This window comes from Paenibacillus turicensis (assembly GCF_050461185.1).
Taxonomy (GTDB): domain Bacteria; phylum Bacillota; class Bacilli; order Paenibacillales; family Paenibacillaceae; genus Fontibacillus; species Fontibacillus turicensis_A.
Window position 1 is genome coordinate 84,782 of sequence record NZ_JBCMOR010000012.1, and the last position, 19,120, is coordinate 103,901.

17 protein-coding genes are annotated in these 19,120 nt (G+C 39.2%); 14 read left to right on the plus strand and 3 right to left on the minus strand.

Annotation, left to right across the window (positions count from 1 at the left end):
• Positions 1–45: 45 nt before the first annotated feature.
• A complete protein-coding gene (locus tag ABE099_RS16520; RefSeq protein WP_430032187.1) occupies positions 46–303 on the plus strand; it encodes a hypothetical protein in 258 nt (85 codons plus the stop codon).
• Positions 304–441: 138 nt separating this feature from the next.
• On the plus strand, positions 442–2,439 hold the full coding sequence (locus ABE099_RS16525; protein ID WP_430032188.1) for an FAD-dependent oxidoreductase: 1,998 nt from the start codon (positions 442–444) through the stop codon (positions 2,437–2,439).
• A 96-nt stretch (positions 2,440–2,535) separates the two neighbouring features.
• Here ABE099_RS16525 and ABE099_RS16530 read toward each other — a convergent pair whose 3' ends face one another.
• A complete protein-coding gene (locus ABE099_RS16530) occupies positions 2,536–4,131 on the minus strand; it encodes a PucR family transcriptional regulator (RefSeq protein WP_430032189.1) in 1,596 nt (531 codons plus the stop codon).
• Positions 4,132–4,329: 198 nt separating this feature from the next.
• Between ABE099_RS16530 and ABE099_RS16535 the strand changes: the two genes are divergently transcribed.
• From ABE099_RS16535 to ABE099_RS16580, 10 genes are all read left to right on the plus strand, one after another.
• Positions 4,330–6,252: a BglG family transcription antiterminator gene (locus ABE099_RS16535; protein ID WP_430032190.1), complete on the plus strand. Its 1,923-nt coding sequence runs from the start codon at positions 4,330–4,332 to the stop codon at positions 6,250–6,252.
• An 11-nt stretch (positions 6,253–6,263) separates the two neighbouring features.
• Positions 6,264–6,602, plus strand: a complete 339-nt coding sequence (locus ABE099_RS16540) for a PTS lactose/cellobiose transporter subunit IIA (protein ID WP_430032191.1) — start codon at positions 6,264–6,266, stop codon at positions 6,600–6,602.
• Position 6,603: 1 nt separating this feature from the next.
• A complete protein-coding gene (locus ABE099_RS16545) occupies positions 6,604–6,909 on the plus strand; it encodes a PTS sugar transporter subunit IIB (protein WP_430032192.1) in 306 nt (101 codons plus the stop codon).
• A gap of 3 nt (positions 6,910–6,912) precedes the next feature.
• Positions 6,913–8,202, plus strand: coding sequence for a PTS sugar transporter subunit IIC (locus ABE099_RS16550; protein WP_430032193.1), 1,290 nt, complete (start codon positions 6,913–6,915; stop codon positions 8,200–8,202).
• Between the two features lie 33 nt (positions 8,203–8,235).
• On the plus strand, positions 8,236–9,735 hold the full coding sequence (locus tag ABE099_RS16555) for a 6-phospho-beta-glucosidase (RefSeq protein ID WP_430032194.1): 1,500 nt from the start codon (positions 8,236–8,238) through the stop codon (positions 9,733–9,735).
• 237 nt (positions 9,736–9,972) lie between these two features.
• The gene (locus ABE099_RS16560) at positions 9,973–11,070 is read left to right on the plus strand and encodes a LolA family protein (protein WP_430032195.1); all 1,098 of its coding nucleotides are present in this window, start codon (positions 9,973–9,975) and stop codon (positions 11,068–11,070) included.
• Between the two features lie 158 nt (positions 11,071–11,228).
• A complete protein-coding gene (gene alr, locus ABE099_RS16565; protein ID WP_430032196.1) occupies positions 11,229–12,410 on the plus strand; it encodes an alanine racemase in 1,182 nt (393 codons plus the stop codon).
• 260 nt (positions 12,411–12,670) lie between these two features.
• The gene (locus tag ABE099_RS16570) at positions 12,671–12,952 is read left to right on the plus strand and encodes a CopG family ribbon-helix-helix protein (RefSeq protein ID WP_210087191.1); all 282 of its coding nucleotides are present in this window, start codon (positions 12,671–12,673) and stop codon (positions 12,950–12,952) included.
• A gap of 3 nt (positions 12,953–12,955) precedes the next feature.
• On the plus strand, positions 12,956–13,306 hold the full coding sequence (locus ABE099_RS16575) for a type II toxin-antitoxin system PemK/MazF family toxin (RefSeq protein WP_210087190.1): 351 nt from the start codon (positions 12,956–12,958) through the stop codon (positions 13,304–13,306).
• A gap of 241 nt (positions 13,307–13,547) precedes the next feature.
• Complete coding sequence (locus ABE099_RS16580) at positions 13,548–15,734, plus strand: Tex family protein (RefSeq protein WP_430032219.1); 2,187 nt, start codon at positions 13,548–13,550, stop codon at positions 15,732–15,734.
• Between the two features lie 115 nt (positions 15,735–15,849).
• Here ABE099_RS16580 and cmpA read toward each other — a convergent pair whose 3' ends face one another.
• Positions 15,850–15,966, minus strand: a complete 117-nt coding sequence (gene cmpA / locus ABE099_RS16585) for a cortex morphogenetic protein CmpA (protein ID WP_210087189.1) — start codon at positions 15,964–15,966, stop codon at positions 15,850–15,852.
• An 89-nt stretch (positions 15,967–16,055) separates the two neighbouring features.
• On the minus strand, positions 16,056–16,409 hold the full coding sequence (locus ABE099_RS16590; protein ID WP_430032197.1) for a hydrolase/acyltransferase: 354 nt from the start codon (positions 16,407–16,409) through the stop codon (positions 16,056–16,058).
• A 260-nt stretch (positions 16,410–16,669) separates the two neighbouring features.
• Between ABE099_RS16590 and ABE099_RS16595 the strand changes: the two genes are divergently transcribed.
• Together ABE099_RS16595 and ABE099_RS16600 are read left to right on the plus strand one after the other, a co-directional pair.
• A complete protein-coding gene (locus ABE099_RS16595) occupies positions 16,670–17,134 on the plus strand; it encodes a SprT family protein (protein ID WP_430032198.1) in 465 nt (154 codons plus the stop codon).
• Positions 17,135–17,239: 105 nt separating this feature from the next.
• Positions 17,240–19,111: a hypothetical protein gene (locus tag ABE099_RS16600; RefSeq protein ID WP_430032199.1), complete on the plus strand. Its 1,872-nt coding sequence runs from the start codon at positions 17,240–17,242 to the stop codon at positions 19,109–19,111.
• Positions 19,112–19,120 lie beyond the last annotated feature (9 nt).

Here is a 19,120-nt window from a genome sequence, read left to right on the forward strand (position 1 = left end):
TAAATAAAGCATATATTGCTATATTCAACGGAGGTGATTTTTTTCATGAACAAAAAAAATTGGCAATATCAAAAAGCAAAGCGTTATCTTCACAAACAAGTAAAAATTAAAACAAAAACAGGGGCAACGTTATATGGCACGATTGAGAAGGTAGCAGATGGGAAGCTTTATTTGAAAGTTAGTGGGGTTCATAACAAAGGCAGCAAAGCTCATGCCACATTGGTACCGTTTATATTACCACTAGTTTTATTTGACCTATTAGCGATTCTTTTGATCGAGAGACGTAGACGCTTCATTTTCTAATAATTAAATCTTTGAACAACTGTACAAATCGTAGTAAAAGCAATAGTATTTTTGATGCAATCTGACGAATCGGAATTCCCTCTTGCTATGCTAGCATATAAGCATGAGACAGATAAGGCATAGAAAGAGGGAAAAACGATGAAAAGTTTTAAAAGAACGATGGCTTGTATTTTATGTTTATTGTTAGTTGTTAGTGTGGTAGGCTGTACTTCTGATTCGGCTAATAAGTCTAATCAAGCGGTCAATAAAGTGAAAAAAATCACAAGTGGAGAAAAAGCGTCAGATAACGTAATAAACTTTAAGGCAGGGAAATATACTGCAACCGCAAAAGGTCATAATGGAGAAATAAAAGTAGAGACCGAGTTTAGTGAACATGCAATTGTGGCTGTAAAAGTACTTAAAAACTCAGAAACAGGCGGTGTTGGTGAGGCCGCAATTGATAAAATGCCAGGACTCATTGTAGAGTCACAAAGTCTTGCAGTAGATGCAGTTTCAGGTGCAACGATGGCAAGTAATGCAATATTGGAAGCTGTAACGGATTGTGTGAAGCAAGCGGGTGCTGATCCAAAACAATTAGCTGTGAAATCTACAAATACGGGTAAGGAAATTAAAACGGTAAACCTAACTACAGATGTGGTTGTCGTTGGTGCTGGTGCTTCTGGAACAGCAGCTGCTCTCGCTGCGGTGGATGCAGGAAGTAAAGTTATTTTACTAGAAAAAACTTCAATTCCAGCAGGAGCAGGAACGATGGCAGGCGGACTATTTGCTACTGGAAGTAAGCTTCAGAAGGAGGCTAAGGTTCCAGATGCATCGCAGTGGTTATACCATGAATATATGACAGCAAGTAACAATACAGCAAATGCAAGGCTTGTTCGTAATGTTATTGAAAAATCAGGCTCAACAGTGGATTGGCTTATGGAAAATGGCGCTCGTTTTAAATTAATTGATCCAGGTGTAGGTGGACAACCTGATCATGTTAATGATCCTCATGCATTTTTAGGTTATGCAGATGGTGGGTTTAAAGCAATTACTGCCTTGCATGATTCGATTAAGAAAAAGGGTGGGGAGATTTATTTCGATACGGCTGGTAAATCGTTGATTACGAATGAAAAAGGCGAAGTAATCGGCATTAATGCAGAGAAGAAGGATGGCAGTAAATATGTGATTAAGGCTAAATCCGTTATTCTTGCAACAGGGGGTTATGCTGCAAATGCGGAAATGATGGCTGAGCACTTTGGTAAAAAGGCACCGTTAGGTTCAATCTCCTCTGCTACAGGTGATGGCTTGAAAATGGCATGGGATAGTGGAGCTGCCCATTATGGTGAAGATGTAGGCCAATTTTTTTATCTCAATGGTGCTAAGGAAAGTGTAGGCATGAAAACAGCAGGCGATATATGGACAATTGGTAGCTTGCCTTTATTATGGGTAAATAAAAATGGCGAACGGTTTACAAATGAAGAAGTTGTGTTTGAATATGCCGCAATGGGTAATGCAATCTATGAACAACCTGATGCGATGACTTGGATTGTGTTTGATCAAGATACTGTAAATACAATCAAACAAAAAGGAACGATTGGCATTGTAGATGTGTATAGTCGTTGGAAGAACAAGCCACAAAGCTTTATGGAATTTAATGAGCCCGTAGATACCGTTGCTTTAAATAAACAACAGGAAACACCTTATGATCTAGCCCCTTTCTTAAAAGAAGGAGAGCAGACAGGCGTTGTAGTCAGCGCATCAACCTTAGCTGAGCTTGGTGAAAAAGCAGGGATGGACAAGCAAAGCTTTGAAGCTACTGCTAAGCGTTATGCAGACATGGCAGGACAAAATAAAGATACAGATTTCTTTAAGGATAGCAAGTATTTGAGTAAGTTAAATCAAGGACCATTTTATGCAGTTAAAGTAGTCACAAGAACATTAACGACACTTGGTGGCGTAAAGGTAAATCAACATACGCAAGCTGTAGATGACAATGAAAAGGTTATCCCTGGTTTATGGGCAGTAGGTAGTGATGCAGGGGGCATGTATGGCAATAGCTATGTCATGTTCGAAGGGGGTACATTAGGTTTCGCCTATAATTCTGGACGTATTGCTGGTGAAAGTGCCGCAGCTTATGCGACTTTAAATAATAATTAGTGGTTGACGACGACATATGAAGGAAGAGGAAATGGTGCAGAGAGTGGCTTCAACCGCTTTTAAAGGCAGTCTCCACCATCTCCTTGCCCCTTCGTTTTAAAATTCTCCAATAAATTTCAAAATTTTAAATGAGATATTCAGTTGTAGCAGAGACTCCGCTTGATCTAACATAATACCCATGATCTCCTCAATTTTTTTAAGACGATAAAGTAAGGTGCTACGCTGGATATGTAATACACTTGCTGTTTTGGATTGGTTGCAGTTTTGAATTAAATATTGATATAACGTCATCATAAATAAAGTATTGTAGGTGTTATCGTAATGCATTAACTTTAATAACCCTGGATGGCAAAAATGCTTGAGTTGATTAGGACTCGAATATATATTTAGCAAATCATAAAGTACATAATTTTCATATAAAAATAATCGTTTTTTTTCCTCGTGAAGCTGTATTGCTAGCTCAATACTTTTAGCCGCTTGTAAATAATGATGCTTCAATTCCTTTATTTGCTCAAAGGGCTGACTAATCCCACATAATAATGCGTTTTGTTTTAAAAAATGGAATAGCTTTTCCTCGACCTCTTCTTTAAATCTCTGCTCATGATGAATAGGCAGTAAGACAGTAATATGATTGTTGTAAAGCAATGTAATCGTATGTCCAAAGCTTGCTGTTATATTTTTTTGAATAAATGGTAACATTGTATTCTGCTTTGCATGCTTTTCAATTTCGATCGCCATTACACAAAACTTATTTGCATAACCCGTAGCCTGTAAAAAGGACTTGCTTTGCTCCATTAAATTCGGCAAAGGATGCTCCTCTAATAAATGATACATCCAATATTCATTTTGAGATTGCTTAATATGTTGGGTATAACCACTTTTTTGTATTTCTAAGGCGACGACCTTGCTTAATACAGCTAGCAACTCAACATCGTAGTCGTTAAAAGGATGATTATATTCGAGTACAGATATGAAAGCCGCTGGTTTTTGCTGCACGTTCACATGACTAATCAGATAAGTAAGATCATCCACATCCGCATCCTTCACAATCATAGGCCCTTGCTGTAACGAAACCTTTTCAAAAAAACCTTTATCTCGATATACGTTATAAAATTTATTAAAATCACTTGCTGTATTGTAGGTGTCAATGTACTCTGCTACGATAGTATCTTTACTCAATTGCTTTGGTGCTGCAATTAATACAAAGGACAAGTCACATAATGCAATAGGGTTATTTAACATGATATAAGCCGCATCAATGATTTCCTGTAAGCCCGCATCATCTAATAGAAGATTGTATAATTTTTCACAATCCGAGGTAAGCGATTGGGTTGTTTTTAGCATGAGCTGGATTTGATTATAAATGAGGGGAAGGGTGCTATTTAAAATTTGTATAATATTCCCCTGAAAGTTGGTTGAGACCGGGATAGAAGTGCTATTCACATAAACAATGTGTGGACATTGCTTTTTTAGCATAAGTTCAAGCAATTGCAGACAATCGGTAATATATATCGTATTTGCATCAAATGTTATCTCCATATCAAAAGTCTCATCATCCCATGTACTAGGTGTGGTGCTATTTTGAGTAACATGTATGCATTGGTACAGTGGTAGCTGGTCCAAATGGTTTAAATGTACCTGTGACTGGTAAGTTTGAAGTTTGGCAACAACTGTAGCAAAGTCTATATTCATGTAAGTTTATCCCCTTGCTAATGAAATGTAGAAGTATTTTAGCATAGGTCAAATTAAAGTGATGTGATGTATCCGTTATTTTCTGCCGTTATAGATTGCAGAATACAAACTGTTCTTATTAAACGCGTACTTGTACTATGGACATGTGGCCAGCATGTTGTTGTACGTGATACTAGTATCAAAAAATGAGGGAATGTAATGAGGGAACTAAGAGTTATTAATATCCTACTATCCGCCTATCCTTACCCTGTCAAAATGAGTGAGCTAATTGCGGAAATAGGACTATCGGAAAGAACGGTTCGTGATATTATTCGATCTCTTGAAAAAAGCGGGGAGCAGTATGGGTTCCGCATTAAAATGATTCGGGGTCAAGGTTATTTACTGCAAATTGAAGATGAAGCTAGCTTTGAACGTTATCAGGAGCAGGGACATTTTAAATCTAGCATGATTGATCTAGATAATAAAGAAGACCGTCAGCGCTATCTTTTATTTTACCTTCTTCAAAACAATAGCTTTACCTCCATGGAGAAGTTAGCGGATGAGATGGGCATTAGTCGTTCAACGGTCGTTTCTGATCTCAAAGAGGTGGAGCAACGCTTAGCCCATTTCTCACTAACCTTAAATCGACGTGCCCATTATGGGATGAGAATTGAGGGGGATGAACAAAATTACCGGAAGGCCTTCTCACATTTTGTTCTTAACAATAGTGAGTTTATTAAGCCTGCGGAGGAATTTGAACAGTTTCAGCGTGAGTTTAATAGTGATGAGCTAAGGTCCTATCTTTTGCAGGTGTTAAGAGAGAAAGAACTGAAAATTTCTGATGTATTCCTGAATAATATTGTGACGCATATATTTATTTTGCTTTTCCGTGTAACAAAAAATAATTTTATCGTCACTGGACAAAAATTGCCTAAAACACCAGAGCCCTTATATCGGGATATTGCACAAAAGATTGCAGCATGGATTTATAAGTTTTACGAAATTTCGCTCCCAAGTGATGAAATTGATTATTTGGCACTGCATATTTCAGGTAAAACGATCATGGAGCATATAAGTGTAGATAAGAAAAAACAGCTTAAAGAAGGGATAAGCTCTATTTTACAGCGGCTTGATGAAGAATTTCTTACAAGCTTTAATGAGGATGAGCATTTAAGAGAAGCATTGTTACTACACATGTTCCCGCTGCTTAATCGACTTTATTACAATCTACAGCTTAATAATCCGTTAGTAGAAGATGTGTATAGTCAATACGCAAATGTGTTTGTGATTTCGTTTCGATTCGCAGAGATTATTGAGGAAGAATACGGATTTTGGATGTCAAGGGATGAGGCAGGTTACGTTGCCCTTCATTTTGCAACACATCTAGAACGGATGAAACAACGAAAGCTGGAGCAGTTCAAGCGTATTGCGGTCATTTGCTCCACGGGTGGAGGTAGTGCGCAGTTGATTAGGCTAAAACTTGAATCTGTGTTCCCTAATGCTTCCGTAATTACCGCGTCTGAAAATGAGATGGATGAAATTGCAAAGAAACCGATTGATTTGATTTTAACTACGGTTCCGCTTGAAATGGACATTACAGATAAACCCGTAATTCATATTAAGCACCTATTGGATGACTCCGAGGTTCATAGAATTAAAGAGATTATTGCAATCCAAATCAATCATACACAACCTTCTTATAAATTTATTGATTTTAGGGAGCTGTTTAGACCAGAGTTGTTCCATTTAAATGGACCGGATCAATACATGAATTTGCTTACTGAACGCTGCGAGGAAATTGTTCAATATGGTTTTGCAGAGGCTGAGTTTATTGAGCAGGTATTAGTGCGTGAAGAGAAGTTTACGACGATTTATACCCATGGTGTAGCTGGCCCGCATCCAATGCGGATGAGTGCGATTAAGGATTGTATTAACGTTACCATTTTACCAAAGCCCATTGTAAATGAAGGGAAATCTGCACAATTTATTTTTGTTATTAATTTACGTGGGGGACAACTTTTTTTGCATAAAGAAATCAGTAAGCTGTTGCTATTAATGATGGAAAAGGATGAAATTCGTAAAGCTTTAGCTCAAGTAACGAGCTTTGAGCAGTTTATGAAAGAGATAGAAAACCTACTGTAGGAGTGAAAAGTATGAATTACGAACAAATTATAATGCAAATTATTGCCAATAGTGGTGAAGCAAGAAGTAAAAGTCTCAAGGCGGCTCGTATTGCTCGTGAAGGGGAATTTGAGCAGGCTGCAGACTTTTTGAAGCAAGCCAAAGATAATTTAACGGCAGCACATAAAGTACAAACTCAATTAATTCAGGCAGAAGGCCGTGGAGAAAAGACGGAAATTTCGATATTAATGATCCATGCACAAGACCATCTGATGAATGCGTTAACTGTGCGTGAACTCGTGGTGGAATTAGTAGAAGAAGCAAAAGCACGTAAGCAATTAGAAGAACAATTGAAAGGTTTGGTGAACTAAGATGAAAAAGATTTTATTAGCGTGTGCAGGTGGATTTTCAACAAGTATGTTAGTAGAAAGAATGAAAGAGGCGGCTAGAAGTAAAGGGATTGAAGTCGTGATTGATGCTGCAGCAGAAAGTGATATAGAAAGCCAAAAGCCATTTGACATTATTATGTTAGGGCCACAAATGGGACATGCAGAAGGGGAACTGGCAGCGGCTTATCCAAGCATTCCAGTAACGACGATCGACATGATGGATTATGGCATGATGAATGGTGAAAAAGTGTTGAATACAGCATTAGAACTGCTTGAGAAGGGGGTTTAATTCATGGCGAGTGGGGCGGAGTGGAGAAGTAAAATACAGAAAGTAAGTACAAAAATTCAAAAAAATACTTATATCAGTGCAATCTCCAATGGACTTATGGCATTGATGCCGATCTTGATTTTGGGTGCAATTTTCTCCTTAATTAATGCTTTAAAATTAGAGCCCTATCAAAACTTCTTAATCAACACGGGCTTAAAGGATTATACTTCAATCCCAGCGACGGTGACAACCGATCTAATTGCACTTTATGCAGTATTTTCTATCGCTTATAACTTTGCAACACAACACAAACAGCAAGGTTTTTCTGCGGGTATTATTGCGTTAATGAGCTTTTTACTTGTGACGCCTAAAGGCTTGCTTGAGGACGGAGCTACTAAAGCAATTGGTTACTCATGGTTAGGTGCAAAGGGGCTATTTGTTGCCATTATCGTAGCTCTAATTGTTGGGACAATCTATACACTTGTACTTGAGAAAAAGTTTTATATTAAAATGCCTAAAGGTGTTCCGCCAACCGTTGAGAAATCATTTGCAGCATTAACACCAGGCTTTATTACCGCTATTATTATGTTGATTTTAGCAGCTATCTTTAGTGCAACCTCTTATGGCAACATGCATGAATTTGTATTCTCGATCATTCAGGTTCCTTTAACAAGTCTTGGTGGTACTTGGTGGGCAATGCTAATTTGTGTGTTCATCATTCACTTGCTATGGTTCTTTGGAGTGCATGGTACGTTAGTTGTGTATTCTGTTGTGGGTCCAATTTGGGTAGCGCTTGGTCTAGAAAACTTGGAAGCGTATCAAAAAGGTCTGGAAGGCACAAATATTATCGGATCTCCATTTTTTCCAGTGTATGTGTTAGTTGGGGGAGCAGGTGCGACATTAGGTCTTATTATCGCTATGTTATCTGCTAGATCTGCTAGATATAAAACGTTAGGGAAATTGGCGATTGTACCAAGCTTAATTGGCGTAAATGAGCCTGTGATTTTTGGGATGCCGCTAGTATTAAATATTCGTCTTATGATTCCTTTTATCGTGACTCCAATTATTACGAGCGGATTAGCAATTTTGTTTACAAGTATGGGGATTTTACCTGTATTAAATGGCGTTCAGGTGCCACTTGGGATTCCGATTTTGTTTAATGGTTGGATGACTGGAGGCTGGCGTGTTGCTTTATTCCAAGTAGTTCTAATCGTCATAAGCTTCTTGATGTACTATCCATTTTTCAAAAAAGCAGATGCAGAAGCATACGAGCAGGAGCGTGCTGCAGAGATGGCGGAAGCAGCCAAAGCTTAATGTGAATAACAGCAAGGGGAGGCTTGAAGCAATATGACTAGCAATAACACTAGCAATATCAGTAATAGTATCAGTATAAATGGTGGCTTTCCTGACGGATTTTTGTGGGGTGGCGCAGTTGCGGCTAATCAGGTCGAAGGTGCGTATAATGTTGGTGGCAAAGGCTTGTCAACGGCAGATATCGTTAAGTATTGCCCACCAGATCGGCGTGGCAGCTTGGAGGAGTTGCTGTCCGTGACACAAGGGGAGCTTACGCAAGCGCTTCAAGATGAAGAAGGTAATTATCCTAAACGTAGAGGGATCGATTTTTATCATCGTTACAAGGAGGACATTGCTTTGTTTGCGGAGATGGGCTTTAAGGTATTCAGATTCTCCATTTCATGGCCAAGAATATTTCCTAACGGGGATGAGCTCACTCCTAACGAAGAGGGGTTGCGTTTTTATGACGCTCTCATTGAAGAGTTATTAAGGTACAATATTGAGCCACTAGTGACCATTTCGCATTATGAGATGCCAGTTCATCTTGTGCAGAAATATAACGGATGGGAATCACGTGAGCTTGTGTCGATGTTCGTAAGATATGCTGAAGTACTATTTAACCGATATAAAGGGAAAGTAAAGTATTGGTTAACCTTTAACGAAATTAATTGCACCTTAAAAGCACCTTTTCTAGGAGCAGGTATCATCACTGAAGGTAGAGACAATCTGAAGCAAATTGCTTTCCAAGCGTTACACCATCAGTTTGTAGCGAGTAGCCTAGCGATTAAAGCAGCTAGAGAGATAGATCCAGTAGCAAAAGTGGGCTGTATGCTAGCAAGAAGACTTGTCTACCCCTATTCGTGTAGACCTGAGGATGTATTACAAGCCCAAACTGAAAATCAGATGGCACAATTTTGCACAGATGTTCAAGTGAGAGGATATTATCCTAGCTTTATTCAGCGTCAATGGCGAGAACAGCAGGTTAACCTCTTTATAGAGCCAGAGGATGAGATAATTCTGAGGGAAAATGTTGTAGACTTCTTATCCTTTAGCTACTATATGTCGATGACAACAAGCACTGACCCAGCACATACAAGCAAAGCAGAAGGGAATCTATCCACAGGCTTAAAAAATCCCAATTTAGAGGCTTCTGAATGGGGTTGGCAGATTGATCCAGTTGGTTTACGCGTAGCACTTAGAGAAATGTATGACCGTTATCAAATTCCATTATTTGTGGTTGAGAATGGCCTTGGTGCGGCAGATGTTTTGGAAGAGGATGGAGCAATTCACGATCACTATCGCATTCAATATTTAGCTAAGCATATTGAGCAGATGCGTGAAGCGATTGCAGATGGCGTGAAGCTAATGGGTTACACAAGCTGGGGTTGTATTGATCTTATCTCTGCTTCTACCTCTGAAATGCGTAAACGATACGGCTTTATTTATGTGGATCAAGATGATTATGGTCGAGGCTCACTGGCTCGATATCGCAAGGATAGCTTCCATTGGTACAAAAAAGTGATTGAAACTAATGGAGCAGATTTAATAGTATAAATGAAGACGTTAACGTAACTACAATTTATCATAAAAAGGCGTTTACCACTATGGTGACGCCTATTTCTTATGAGCATTTTTGATATATAACATAGTTTATCTATTGATATTATTTCCTTTAAATCTTAAAAGTTCATTTATTTTATTAGCTTGTCATGCCTGTCTGCATATTTGGACTTGTTCCCTCATAAACATGTAACAGTTTAGGAAATTAAATGTAGAGGGGATGGAGAATAAATGCGCCGAAGTTTAACATGGACATTATGTATTTTATTAGCTTTTAGCGTTGTACTAGCTGGTTGTGGTAAAAAAGATGCTGCGGGCGTAGTAAAAGAGCTAGACAAGGCTGTAACTAAGCTTACTAGCTACAAGGGCACAGGGACAATGACGCTATATACTAGCGATAATCCGCAAGAGTATAAGGTAGAAGTATGGTATCAAAACCCAAGTTACTATCGTATTTCATTAACAAACGCTAAAAAAGATGTAACTCAAATTGTATTGCGTAATGATCAAGGGGTATATGTATTAACGCCAAGTCTCAACAAAAGTTTCCGTTTCCAAAGTGATTGGCCAGAAAATCAAGGACAAGTTTACTTATATCAAACGTTAGCACGTAGCATTTTGAGTGATAACAGTCGTCAATTTGTAAACGACAAAGACAGCTATGTGTTTGAGGTTGCAGCAAATTATAATACAAGCGCATTAGTTCGTCAAAAAATTTGGCTCTCTAAAGATAATTATGCACCAAAGCAAGTTCAAGTTAGCGATTCGAGTGCAAAGGTTGTAGTGGAAGTGAAGTTTGACTCGTTTACCTTTAATGATGATTTTGGCAAAGATGCATTTGATATGCAACGCAATTTGGATGCAGGTAAAGAGCAATCAAAGGGTACTTTGCTTGAAGTAGATGAGAATGGAATGCTCGTTGAGAAGAAGCAAGGGGATACACCAGCAAGTGGAGATATAGAAAGTGAACCTGCTGCGCCTGCATTATCTGAATCGTTTGGGGTGCTTATTCCAACCTATATGCCTGAAGGTGTAGAGTATGTGGATGATAAAGTTGTAGATGGCACTGATCGTAGTACCGCTTTACTTAAATATGGTGGTACATACCAGTATACGATTACTGAGTCACGTTCACCAGACCGTACTGCATCTTTAGCGCAAGGCACAGCTATTGACTTAGGTTTCACGGTAGGCTTTTTGAGTGGAGATCAGCTTCGTACATTAACATGGACAGCAGATGGGTTAGAGTTCGCAATTATTAGTGAAGATTTACCTACACATGAAATGGTAAATATTGCTGCTTCAATGCAGGATCAGTCAGGTAAATAAGCAAAAGCGGCGGATTGGAAATACAGTCCGTCTTTTTTTTACTTATTCAGGTCATATTTTTCTTAATTCTTTAATTTGACAGCCTGCTCTCATAACATTACGATAGTTGTATCATAATAGAAAAGACTCTCAATGATTTAAAGAAGGTGACCTAAGAAGTGCAAGTGAAGTATAGATCAACACATGCGGAAATCAATTTAGATGCGCTTGGGGCAAACTACAATGCGTTACGAAGAAATTTGCCTGCTGGCATGAAGTTTTTGGCTTGTGTAAAGGCAAATGCATATGGACATGGTGCTGTACATATAGCTAAAGAGATGGAGTCTTTAGGTGCAGATTATTTAAGTGTGGCATTTTTAGAGGAAGCTCTGGAATTGCGTCATGCTGGTATAACTTTGCCAATTCTCGTATTAGGCTATACGCCTCCCCATGGTGTTAAACCCGCTTGGGAGCATGATATTACATTAAATGTGTTTACCTATGATGTATTAGAGGCGATTGCTGCACTTGATCACACACAATTTGCACGCAAGTTAAAAATTCATATTAAAATTGATTCAGGAATGGGCAGACTTGGTTTATTAAGTGAAGAAGAAGCTGTTGATTTTCTTAAGACAGCTAGCAGTATTCCGCAGCTTGAGGTGGAAGGTCTATTTACTCACTTTGCGACGGCAGATGAAGAAAACAAAGAGTATACAATGGAGCAATACCAACGGTTCCAGGGAGTAGTACATGCGCTGAAGAAACATGGGATCTCAATTCCAATAATACATACTGGCAACAGCGCCATTGCAATTGACCTATCGGAATTTTCTTGTCAGATGGTTCGAGTTGGCATCGCGATGTATGGTTTATATCCGTCAAATGAAGTGTGTAAGGATAAGGTAAAATTAATACCTATATTATCTTTAAAGACAGAAATTTCACGTGTACGGAAATTACCAGCAGGATCTGTAGTAAGTTACGGAGCAAAATATGTAACAGAACAAGATGAATATATCGCAACATTGCCGATAGGATATGCCGATGGGTACTCACGTATGCTTGGTGGCAAAGCTCAAGCTTTAGTTAGAGGCCATCTAGTTCCTGTCGTTGGGACGATTTGTATGGACCAATGTATGATATCACTGAAAAACTTGGCTGAGGAAGCCAAAGAAATCAAAGTTGGCGAAGAGGTTGTACTCATTGGCCAGCAATCTGGCGGCGAGATTACCGCAGATGAACTGGCATCCGCACTTGGAACCATTCATTATGAGTTGACCTGTATGCTTGCTCATCGTGTACCCAGACTATACAAACGTACTGGCGTACCCGACCTTTTAGTAAATCCTTTGTTGTAATTATACAAAAAAATTACAATACCAGACAAAAATCAACAAAATTTTTCCCTGCTGGAAGGAATTCGAGGGACTACTATCGAACTGTTAAACACATATGGAAATCTTCGGATATATACGAGTGTGTTTACTTTGCTTATAATATTATGTAGCATACTTGATATACTGACGACATATACTTCTCTTAGTATAAATTGGGTTGATTCATGATATACTGGAGACAAGGGGCAGGGTTCGACAAGGTTTTGGGGGTGGGAGTAAGGATGGCTAATATGCATAACACTAAAAGGATTATGATTAGTTTGCCAGATCAACTTTTGCAAGAAGTGGATGGAATTGTAGAAAAGGAAAACTCTAACCGTAGTGAGTTAATCAGGCAAGCCATGAAGCTCTATTTAAATGAGCGCAAAAAGCGTTTCATTCGTGATTCTATGCAACGCGGTTACATGGAGATGGCAAAGATTAACTTAACGATGGCATCTGAGGCATTCCATGCGGAGGAAGATGCAGACATCACTCTGGACCGCTTAGTGAGCGGGGTGTAAATATTGATTGTAAAACGCGGCGATGTATTTTTTGCAGACCTATCACCTGTTGTTGGTTCTGAGCAGGGTGGGGTAAGACCAGTGCTTGTCATCCAGAATGACATTGGGAATCGATTTAGCCCAACGGTAATTGTTGCTGCTATTACAGCTCAGATTCAGAAGGCAAAGCTTCCTACGCATGTTGAGATTGATGCAGCAACACATGGTTTTGACCGAGATTCGGTCATTTTGTTGGAACAGATTCGCACCATTGACAAACAGAGACTAATTGATAAGATTACACACTTGGATGATGAGACGATGAAAAAAGTGAATGACTCGCTGCTGATCAGTCTTGGTTTGATTGATTTTTAATATAGCTGCAAAAAAACCATTGCGACCTATTTTGGTATAGGTTTCAATGGTTTTTTTGCATGACTGGAATTACTGAGCAAAGTTTGTGATAATAGGAATATTGAAGAAGTGATTGAAGCTAAATTATCAAAGTCATTAAAGTTATTCAAGTCATTCAGGTCATTCAAGTCATAAGAGTGAACAGCATAAGGGATTATAGATCGAGAATTAGGAAAGAGGGATATCTTTGTCGCAGGATACTATAGATCAAAATCAAGAAAATCAAGAAAATAAGGAAAAAATCATTATTACAGCTTCTAAGGAATTAGGTATTTCTCCTAAACAAGTGAGAACAACGGTTAATTTATTGGATGAAGGCAACACGATTCCTTTTATTGCTCGTTACCGTAAAGAAATGACGGGAGAGTTGGATGAAAATCAACTCCGTAGTATTGAGGAACGAGTACAATATTTAAGAAATTTAGAAGAGCGAAAACGTGAAGTGCTTCGCATTATCGCTGAACAGGAAAAGCTAACTCCTGAGCTTCAGCAAGCGATCGAAGCGGCTGTAAAGCTACAGGTAGTAGAAGATTTATATCGTCCATATCGTCAAAAACGGAAAACAAGAGCAAGTGTAGCGAAAGAAAAAGGGCTAGAGCCACTTGCACAGTGGCTAATGTCACAGCCAAAGCAAGGTGATGTCCATGAAGAGTCTGCTAAGTATATTAATGTAGAGCTTAAAGTAGAAACAGCAGAAGAAGCACTTGCGGGTGCAATGGATATTGTAGCAGAGCAAATAGCTGACGATGCGAAAGTTCGTGCTTGGGTACGCCAATTTACGATGGATCATGGGCTAATGGTTTCTGAAGCAAAGACACCTGAAGAGGAGTCTGTATATGAAATGTACTACAACTACCAAGAGGCAGCAAAAAAGATGCCATCACACCGTATTCTTGCAATGAACCGCGGAGAGCGTGAAAATATTTTAAAAGTATCACTTCAAGTAGAGACAGATCGTATTCATCAGTATATTGCAAATATGTATATCAAAGGTCAGTCTAGTACAACAGAGGTTTTACGTCTTGTCGTAGAGGATGCATACAAAAGGTTGATTGCGCCTTCCATCGAACGTGAGGTTCGTGGGGAATTAACGGAAAAAGCGGAGCAAGGCGCCATTACCATTTTTGCAGAAAATCTTAGAAGCTTGTTGCTACAGCCTCCTGTAAAAGGAAAAAATGTACTTGGTGTTGACCCTGCTTATCGGACAGGCTGTAAGCTAGCAGTGGTAGATGATACTGGGAAACTATTAGAGGTTGCTGTTACATACCCAACCCCACCTAACAATAAAATTGAAGAGGCGACTACAAAAATAAATGCTTTAATCGAAAAATATGATGTGCAGTTGATTGTGATTGGGAATGGTACAGCTTCCCGTGAAACTGAGCAATTTATTGCTGAAATCATTAACAACAGACGAGATAAAGACTTAGCGTATCTGATTGTCAATGAGGCTGGAGCAAGTGTATATTCTGCTTCCAAGCTAGCACAGGAGGAGTTTCCGGATTTAGATGTAGCGGAGCGTAGTGCTGTCTCCATCGCCCGTCGTTTACAGGATCCTCTTGCAGAGCTTGTGAAAATTGAACCTAAAGCGATTGGTGTTGGTCAATATCAGCATGATGTATCGCAAAAGCATTTGGATGAAAGCTTGAAGACGGTCGTAGAATCAGCCGTAAACCATGTAGGCGTGGATGTGAACACGGCTTCTCCTTCGTTGCTATCCTATGTATCAGGTGTAAATGCAACGATTGCCAAAAATATAGTGAAATATCGTGAGGAAAATGGAAAATTTCTAAATCGCAAGCAGCTTGCAAAGGTTCCAAGATTAGGAGCGAAAACGTATGAGCAATGTATCGGATTTTTACGTATTCCAGAGGGTGAAAACCCACTAGATCGTACACCAATTCACCCTGAGTCGTATTCATCTGTTCATGCTTTGTTTGACCAGCTACAGTTCGAATTATCAAGTATTGGCTCAAAGGAGCTAGTAAGTTCACTTGCGACCGTAGAGTTAGAGCCCCTTGCAACTGAATTAAATGTAGGTGTTCCTACGTTGCGCGATATTGTAGACAGTTTGCAGCGTCCTGGACGTGATCCCCGTGAGGAACTGCCATTGCCGATTTTTAGAACAGATGTATTGAAAATTGAAGACTTAGTACCTGGAATGGAGCTTCAAGGAACGGTACGTAACGTTATTGACTTTGGGGCATTTGTAGATATCGGCATTAAAAATGATGGTTTAGTCCATATTTCTCAGCTTAGTGATCGTTTTGTAAAACATCCAATGGATGTGGTCTCTGTCGGAGATAACGTGACGGTGTGGGTATTAAATGTTGACCTGAAAAAGGGTAGAGTGGGTCTAACGATGCGTAAGCCAGAGATGAACAGCTAGAGAGTAATTTAGATTAAAAAGCTACACAAAAGACCAAGCGTATGGGACAAGACTAGCAGGCTAGCACAACTAGCCAGAACTAGTGATGGTTCTCATGTAGGCTTGGTTTTTTGGTTTAAGGACGACGATTGCCATTACAATAAAAAAACCAACAATCATTCAGAAGTCTTACTTTTTTAAGGTCTCTTTTCTGAAAAGCGTTCATGATTTGTTTACTGAACCAAGATGGCACTGTACGGTTCCCCCTCTAGAAAGTAATTAATTTAACTTATGGGCGCAGAAGGGGAAGCGTGCAAGTCCTTTTTAAACATATTTCAACCGTTAGGAAATAGCTTCTTCCTCATAGTATTGCTCTAATTGTGCTTGTAAAGCTCTAATTTCCGTTAATAAAGAGATCAATGGGTAGTTTTCTTCTTTTATCGCGGAAAAGGCAGACTCTAATTCGTTAATATAGTGGAGTGAGCTTATGGCACTTAACTCTTTATTTAAAATCTCAAGGTCATTACATTCTGCAATTGCCTGCGGCAAGACAGGGATGTTGTCCGCTGTTAATTTACTGATTTCTTTCCCCAAACGTAGATGAAGTGCACTTAATTGATAAGCATATTCTGTAGGGATTTCAACGAATAGGACGTCTGCTTTTTTTTGTAATACAACATATCTCATTTTAGACATTGTTTTTCTCCTTTAGCAATTGGGCTAGAGTACTTTACTTGACAGTGTAGCCTACGAGCAAGTTACAATGCAATAGAATAGCACAGACAATGAAAGAAAATTAAGCAGAGAAGATAGATATGATTGCAAAACATTTATAGGAAGATGATCACAAGAAGATGATGATAATAGATGTGGAAGAACGATGAAGGATAAGATTAAAAGGAAGGATGAAGAGAATGATGAAAAGGAATAATGAAAGGTCATGGTGGTGATGAGATTTGAATAATGAGCAGCTACAGCAGTGGGTAGAAGAAATATCTTTAAGCTTTTTTGGTCTACCATTTAAACATCAAGCTACATTCAATTCCCGTTTAAGATCTACAGGTGGGCGGTATTTTTTAAAAAGTCATCATATTGAAATTAATCCCCATCAGCTTACTAACTTTGGCCTTGAAGAGGTTGAAAAAATTATTAAGCATGAATTGTGTCACTATCATTTGCATCTAGCCGGAAGAGGATATCAGCACAGAGATGCAGAATTTAAGTCACTGTTAGAGCGTGTACAAGGAAGTCGGTATTGCAAAGCTTTGCCACTTGTAAAACGTAAGCAATCGCTACCTTTTCGATATCAATTAAGATGTAAGTCATGTGGGATGACTTATTTGCGCAAACGACGTGTCGATATTAACCGCTATCGCTGTGGCAAATGTAGAGGGGAATTAGCTTATATAGAGGGGCTTTAGCTACACATAGAATATAGATGAGAGATGAGAGATGAGAGATGAGAGATGAGAGCACATTTGAGTAATAAGAGAATAAAGGTGTAGATACGATGGAGGCGGATTCTAATGGAAAGTAGGCAATTGAGGCAGATCCTAGAGCAAGAGAGTACCTTGAGTACTCAAGAATCGTTGTTTCCAGGGGGAGATCCAGAGCAATCTAGACAACGTGTGTTAGCGTCTGCGGCTCTTAAGCCAATGATAAAGGACATACAGGCACAAGCAGAATACTTTTGCACAAATCAGTCCATTCCAGAGCTTACGTATTCCTTATTTACTTTATTTGCTGAGACGGGTGACAGGCAAGGTTATGATAAGATTTATTTTGAACGTAGAAAAAGACTGACGACATTAGCGATTGCAGCTTGGTTATTTCCAGAACAAGAGGATTATAAAGCTAGATTATGTGATATTATTTTTTCCATTTGCAATGAGTATACATGGTGTTTACCTGCACATCTAACGAACCAACCTGAGAAACCAATGCCAACGATTGATTTGTTTGCGGCTGAGACAGCGTTTGCGTTAACGGAGATTTTACGTCTACATGAAAGCTGGTTGCCTAGATTAATTTGTAAGCGGATACAAGGCGAGGTGTTCACTCGTGTGCTAAATAGCTTTATAGATGGGAGTCGTTATTTTGGTTGGGAGCAGGCTACGCATAATTGGTCTAGTGTATGTGGGGGATCAGTTGGGATTGCAGCTTTATACATGCTAGAAAATGAACCAGCTAAGCTTACGGCAGTATTGGAAAGAGTATTACCGGCATTAGAATGCTTTTTGTCAGGGTATCATGATGATGGGGTTTGCATGGAGGGTTATGGATACTGGGAATATGGCTTTGGTTATTATGTGTATTTTGCTGACTTGTTAAAGCAACGGACATTAGGAGAAATCGATTTATTAAAATGTGATAAGGTGAAGCAAATTGCTTCTTTTCAGCAAAAGGCGTTTTTAGACGGGAGAAATGTTGTGAATTTCTCTGATGCATTAGCAACTAGTGGGGTATTTATGGGTCTAGGACATTATTTATATTCCAATGTGGAAGGAGTAGAATTAGCGCCTTTAGAGCTAATGAAGCCTTTTACAGATGATCATTGTGGGAGATGGGGACCTGCTATCCGTAATTTAGTCTGGTTTGAGTTGGATGTCGATACGAATGCTCAGTCGCAGTTTCGGGCTCACAATCAGGTTAAGGAGAGTAAATGGTCTGCAAAAGACTATTGGCTTCCAGATGCGCAGTGGCTCATTTCAAGACACGTAAACTCCCAAGAAAGCTATGTATTTGCGGCAAAAGGAGGGCATAATAACGAACCCCATAACCATAATGATGTTGGGCATTTTATCCTTTATGGAGAAGGGCAGACATGGCTAGCGGATTTAGGAAGCGGCTTGTATACGGCAGATTACTTTGGCGAGCAGCGTTATCAAATTCCTTGTAATGGAAGCTTTGGGCATTCGGTTCCGATTATAAATGGTCGTTATCAATCAGCAGGAGCCAAGCACCGCGCAACCGTTACGCATCTGCAGCTAGGAGAGAGAACAAATGAATTAGAATTAGAGCTCGCTTGTGCTTATGACGATGTTCATTTGCAAAGCTTGCGACGCTGCTTCAAGTGGCATAAAACGCTTAAAACAGAAAAACCATACTTAGAGCTAACAGATAAATACTGCTTTACTGCTATGCCAGAGCAAGTCACAGAACGATTTATTTGTGCAGTTAAGCCGCAATTGGTTGATGGTAATGTGGTGCTGAGGAGGGATGATTTAAGTATTCAAGTGACTTATGCAAAGGATACCCTCAAACCCGTTATAAATGAGCTTGAGCACATGGATCATTTTGGTAAAAAGCAAATCTTTTATACGCTAGATTTTAAGCTAATATCGCTTGATTTATGTATGGAGACGAAGCTGGTGTTTGCGTTTGTTCCGTTAAGATAAAGTTGTTTT

Coding starts and splice junctions, on each gene's coding strand:
- ABE099_RS16520 (WP_430032187.1), top strand. CDS start 46: ATGAACAAAAAAAATTGGCAATATCAAAAAGCAAAGCGTTATCTTCAC.
- ABE099_RS16525 (WP_430032188.1), top strand. CDS start 442: ATGAAAAGTTTTAAAAGAACGATGGCTTGTATTTTATGTTTATTGTTA.
- ABE099_RS16530 (WP_430032189.1), bottom strand. CDS start 4,131: ATGAATATAGACTTTGCTACAGTTGTTGCCAAACTTCAAACTTACCAG.
- ABE099_RS16535 (WP_430032190.1), top strand. CDS start 4,330: ATGAGGGAACTAAGAGTTATTAATATCCTACTATCCGCCTATCCTTAC.
- ABE099_RS16540 (WP_430032191.1), top strand. CDS start 6,264: ATGAATTACGAACAAATTATAATGCAAATTATTGCCAATAGTGGTGAA.
- ABE099_RS16545 (WP_430032192.1), top strand. CDS start 6,604: ATGAAAAAGATTTTATTAGCGTGTGCAGGTGGATTTTCAACAAGTATG.
- ABE099_RS16550 (WP_430032193.1), top strand. CDS start 6,913: ATGGCGAGTGGGGCGGAGTGGAGAAGTAAAATACAGAAAGTAAGTACA.
- ABE099_RS16555 (WP_430032194.1), top strand. CDS start 8,236: ATGACTAGCAATAACACTAGCAATATCAGTAATAGTATCAGTATAAAT.
- ABE099_RS16560 (WP_430032195.1), top strand. CDS start 9,973: ATGCGCCGAAGTTTAACATGGACATTATGTATTTTATTAGCTTTTAGC.
- ABE099_RS16570 (WP_210087191.1), top strand. CDS start 12,671: ATGGCTAATATGCATAACACTAAAAGGATTATGATTAGTTTGCCAGAT.
- ABE099_RS16590 (WP_430032197.1), bottom strand. CDS start 16,409: ATGTCTAAAATGAGATATGTTGTATTACAAAAAAAAGCAGACGTCCTA.
- ABE099_RS16600 (WP_430032199.1), top strand. CDS start 17,240: ATGGAAAGTAGGCAATTGAGGCAGATCCTAGAGCAAGAGAGTACCTTG.